This window comes from Rhizobacter sp. P2_H2 (genome assembly GCF_056403375.1).
Genome location: NZ_JBFUFP010000393.1, coordinates 1 through 4,628 on the forward strand (window position 1 = coordinate 1; position 4,628 = coordinate 4,628).

Genomic DNA, 4,628 nt, shown 5'->3' on the forward strand with positions numbered 1-4,628 from the left:
AAGTCGGCGGCCGAGGTCTTCGCGCAATCGTCGAACTTCTTCAGGTCCATGCCCAGGCGAACCGGGATCGAGCCCTTGTTCAGGTTGAACACTTCCTGGAATTCCGGCGACATGATCGCGGTGGCCAGGTCCTGCTGGGCCTTCTGGTTGGCCGGGTCCTTCAGCTTGAACAGCGCGAAGCTGTCGACGTTGTAGGTGTACGACTTCGCGGTGCCGGGGGCGGCCACGCAGGTGAAGTCCTTGCCCGGGACCTTGCCGGCGGCCAGGAACTCGCCCTTGGCCCAGTCGCCCATGATCTGCATGCCGGCCTCGCCCTTGATCACCATCGCGGTGGCCAGGTTCCAGTCGCGGCCCGGGGCGTTCTTGTCGGTGTAGCCCTTGACCTTGCGGAAGGTCGTCAGCACCTTGTCCATCGTCGCGCTCTTCAGCGAGCCGGCGTCGAGCTGCACCAGGGCCTTCTTGTAGAAGTCCGCACCGCCGACGCCCAGCGCGACAGCCTCGAACGTGGTGAAGTCCTGCCAGTTCTGGCCGCCGTGGGCGATCGGGATGATGCCGGCCTTCTTCAGCGCTTCAGCGGCGACGAAGAACTCGTCCCAGGTGGTCGGCACCTTGGCGCCGGCCTTCTTGAAGGCTTCCGGGTTGGCCCACAGCCAGTTCACGCGGTGCACGTTGACCGGTGCGGCGACGTAGTGGCCCTGGTACTTCAGGCCGTCGGCGATGGCCTTGGGCAGCAGGTCGTCCCACTTGTTGGCCTTGGCGACGTCGTCCATGTTGGCGAGCACGCCTTCCTTGGCCCATTCCTGGATCGACGGGCCCTTGATCTGCGCCGCGGCCGGGGCGTTGCCCGACACCACACGCGACTTCAGCACCGTCATCGCCGAATCACCACCACCACCGGCGACCGCGAAGTCCTTCCAGGTGTGGCCCTTCGATTGCATCGTGGCCTTAAGCTCGGCAGCCGCCTTGGCTTCGCCGCCCGAGGTCCACCAGTGCAGAACTTCCACCTCACCGGCTTGCGCCAGCGTGGCAGTCATCAGGCCGGCGGCCATCATCGCGAGGCTCAAGCCGCGCACGGTACGTTGGGAAATCGACATGCATGTCTCCTGGGGGTCAGAGTTATGGAGCCTGACGTATCAAGCGGTGGCGATGTTAATGTTTCATTAATGTTCTAACAATAGAACATGAACCTGGGACTTACCCGGGGTCGGACATCCGGCCGCGCAGCCGGCTCTTGCACAATCTCGGGCCCTATGAAGACGCCATCCCACCCGTCCCATCGTTTCGACCGCCTCGACGCGCTGCGCGCGGTCGCCATCCTGTGGATGGCCGCGTTCCATTTCTGCTTCGACCTCAACTACTACCACTTCATCCGCCAGAGCTTCACCACCGATCCGTTCTGGCTGGTGCAGCGCACCTGCATCGTCACGCTGTTCCTGTTCTGCGCCGGCTTCGGGCAGGCGGTGGCCTGGGAGCAGGGCCAGGGCTGGCCGCGCTTCTGGCGGCGCTGGGCGCAGGTGGCGGGCTGCGCGCTGCTGGTGAGCGCGGGCTCGTACCTGATGTTCCCGCGCAGCTTCATCTACTTCGGCGTGCTGCACGGCATCGCGGTGATGCTGGTCATCACGCGGGTCACCGCGAATGCGGGGCGCTGGCTGTGGCTGGCGGGCGCCATCGCGATCGCGCTGCCGCGGCTGGTGCAGCACCCGTGGTTCGACACCCGGCTCACGAACTGGATCGGCCTGATCACGCACAAGCCGGTGACCGAGGACTACGTGCCGCTGCTGCCGTGGATCGGCGTGATGTGGTGGGGCCTGGCCGCCGGGCAATGGGTGCTCGCGAACCGGCGCGAGTGGGTCACCGGCGCGCTGCCGAAGGCGCTGCATCCGTTCGCGGTGCTGGGGCGCTGGTCGCTGAGCTTCTACATGGTCCACCAGCCGGTGCTGATCGGCCTGCTGCTGCTCGCGACGATGCTGCGCCGCTAGGTCCGTCGACGCGATGGGGGGCCGCAACCTGTGATACACAGCAGGTTCGCTCTCCGCCGCGTCCGTCGGCGGTTATCGGAGAACGGATGACGCGTTTGTCGGTTCAGCAGCTCGCGACGGCGGGCTTCGTCGTCGCGGTGGCGTCCATCCTCACGCTGGCAGGCATCGGGTGGAACTTCGCACGCCAGACGCTCGAGGCCTCGGCCTTCGTGGGCCACACGCACCAGGTGATCGGCGTGACATCCGACATCCAGTCGGACATCTACCGTGCCGAGTCGGCCCAGCGGGCCTTCCTCGCGACCCGCAATCCGGTCTACATCGACGAGCGTGACGCCACGCTCGCCGTCATCGACACCGGCCTGCGCCAGTTCGCGTGGCTCACCGCCGACAACCCGAGGCAGCAGGCGCGCATGTCGGAGCTGCGCGGCGAGGTCGCGGCGCGCGTGCAGATCTTCCACGAGAACGAGGTGCTGGTGCCGAACGAGTCGCCGCAGGCGTTCGACGAGCGCCTCAACCGGGGCGTGCGGCGGCTGGAGCGCATCCGCGCGCTGCTCGACCAGATCAACACCGAGGAGCGGCGCCTGCTGGCCGAGCGCGAGGGCGTCGAGGACCAGCGCTCGCAGTCGACCGTCACCACCTTCATCGCGTTCCTGGCCACCCTCGTGCTGTTGCTGGGCGCGATCGCCTGGCGGCTGCGGCGCGACTGGGCCGCGCGCCAGCAGGCCGAGCAGGCGGTGGCCGAGGAGCGGCGCTACGACGCGCTGCATTCCCGCGCGTTGACGCTCTACAACGCGCAGTCGACGCGCGAGGTGGTGCTGGCCGAGACGCTGGCGCTGATCGGCGAGAACCCGCTGTTCCCGGTGGCGGTGTTCTACGAGCACGAGGAATGGGGCGGCGTGCTGCGCGCGGTGGCGCGGCACCAGGCGCCGGCCGACCTGAAGGGCGTGCTGCGCATCGACGACGGCCCGGTCGGCGCGGTGGCGCGCAGCGGCAAGCCGGCCTACTTCGACCGCTTCGACGCGGCCAGCGGCCTGCGCATCGAGACCGGCCTGGCCACGCTGCACCCGGCCGCGCTGCTGATCTGCCCGGTCAGCTACCAGGGGCGGCTGATCGGCGTGCTGGCGCTGGCCGCCTCGGCGCCGCTGTCGGCGCGCGACCGCGGCTTCATCGAGCGCCTGTGCTCGCAATTCGCGGTGGCGCTGCACAACCTCGGCCAGCTGCAGGAGCTGAACCTGCTGGCCGAGCAGCTGCGCGTGCGCGGCGAGGACATCCAGCTCAAGAACGCCGAGCTGGAAAAGGCCAACCGCATGAAGAGCGAGTTCCTCGCCAACATGTCGCATGAGCTGCGCACGCCGCTGAACGCGGTGATCGGCTTCTCGGGGCTGATGAAGGACGGCCTGGCCGGCGACATGAACGCCGAGCAGCTGGAGTACACGAACGACATCCACGCCAGCGGCAGGCACCTGCTGAGCCTGATCAACGACATCCTCGACCTGTCGAAGGTCGAGTCGGGCCACATGCCGCTCGAGCTGAGCGCGGCCGAGCCGTCGCACATCATGACGAGCGCGGTGTCGCTGATGCGCGAGAAGGCGGCCACGCAGCGGCTGCGGCTGAACGCGGTGTGCGCGCCCGACATGGGCAGCCTGCAGCTGGACCTGCGCAAGGCCAAGCAGATCGTCTTCAACCTGCTGTCCAACGCGATCAAGTTCACGCCCGAGGGCGGCGTGGTCACGCTGTCGATGAAGCGGGTGGCGCGCGCCGATGTCGACGGCGTGCTCGAGGCGCAGGACACGCGGATGTTCCGGCCGGCCGAGCGCACGCTGCCGTCGTTCCTGGAGATCCGCATCGAGGACTCCGGCATCGGCATCGCGCCCGACGGCATCCTGCGGCTGTTCCAGCCCTTCGTGCAGATCGATTCGTCGCTGTCGCGCGAGTACGAGGGCACCGGCCTCGGGCTGATGATGGTCAAGCGGCTGGTCGAACTGCACGGCGGCGGGCTGATGCTGCGCAGCACGCCGAACGCCGGCACGACCTTCGCGGTCTGGCTGCCGTGGCGGCCGGCCGGCGAGGAAGCGCAGCAGGCGCCGCGCGAGGAGTTGCCGGCCGGGCTGCCCGCAGTCGATGGCACGCCGAACGGCACGCCGCGCGATGCCGGGCCCGATGCACCGCTGATCCTCGTCGTCGAGGACGACCCGCGCACTGCGACGCTGGTGCGCGCGCAGCTGGAGTCCGACGGCTACCGCGTCGAGGTCGCGCGCAGTGCCGAGGACGGCCTGGCGCGGGCCGCGCAACTGCTGCCGGCCGCGCTGGTGCTCGACATCATCCTGCCCGGCCGCGACGGCTGGGACCTGCTGTCGCAGCTGAAGGAGCAGGCGCAGACGCAGCACATCCCGGTTGTCATCGTGTCGATCACCGCCGAGGCGCGGCGCGGCTTCGCGCTCGGTGCATCGCAGGTGCTGACCAAGCCGGTCTCGAAGGACGACCTGCTGGCCGCGCTGGCAGCGCTCGGCCTGGACGGGCAGCTGCCGGCGGCGCGCGTGCTGGTGGTGGACGACGACCCGAAGGCCGTCACGCTGGTCGGCAAGCACCTGCAGTCGGCCGGCTTCGTGCCGATGCTGGCCTACAGCGGCCGCGAGGCGCTGGAGGTGG

At 68.8% G+C, this 4,628-nt stretch carries 3 protein-coding genes; 2 read left to right on the forward strand and 1 reads right to left on the reverse strand.

All coding sequences use genetic code 11. From position 1 onward, the window contains the following. Positions 1–1,052: ABC transporter substrate-binding protein (locus AC1D15_RS18775; RefSeq protein ID WP_477827174.1), on the reverse strand; the 1,052-nt coding region annotated here is incomplete at its 3' end. A gap of 198 nt (positions 1,053–1,250) precedes the next feature. On the opposite strand from AC1D15_RS18775, the gene AC1D15_RS18780 reads away from it, so the two are divergent. Together AC1D15_RS18780 and AC1D15_RS18785 are read left to right on the forward strand one after the other, a co-directional pair. After that, positions 1,251–1,979: an acetyltransferase domain-containing protein gene (locus AC1D15_RS18780; RefSeq protein WP_047513342.1), complete on the forward strand. Its 729-nt coding sequence runs from the start codon at positions 1,251–1,253 to the stop codon at positions 1,977–1,979. A gap of 86 nt (positions 1,980–2,065) precedes the next feature. Further along, the coding region (locus AC1D15_RS18785; protein WP_477827173.1) for a response regulator at positions 2,066–4,628 on the forward strand (2,563 nt) is incomplete at its 3' end.

What these genes read in the sequence shown, in the direction of transcription:
- AC1D15_RS18780 (WP_047513342.1), top strand. Translation starts at nt 1,251, where the DNA reads ATGAAGACGCCATCCCACCCGTCCCATCGTTTCGACCGCCTCGACGCG.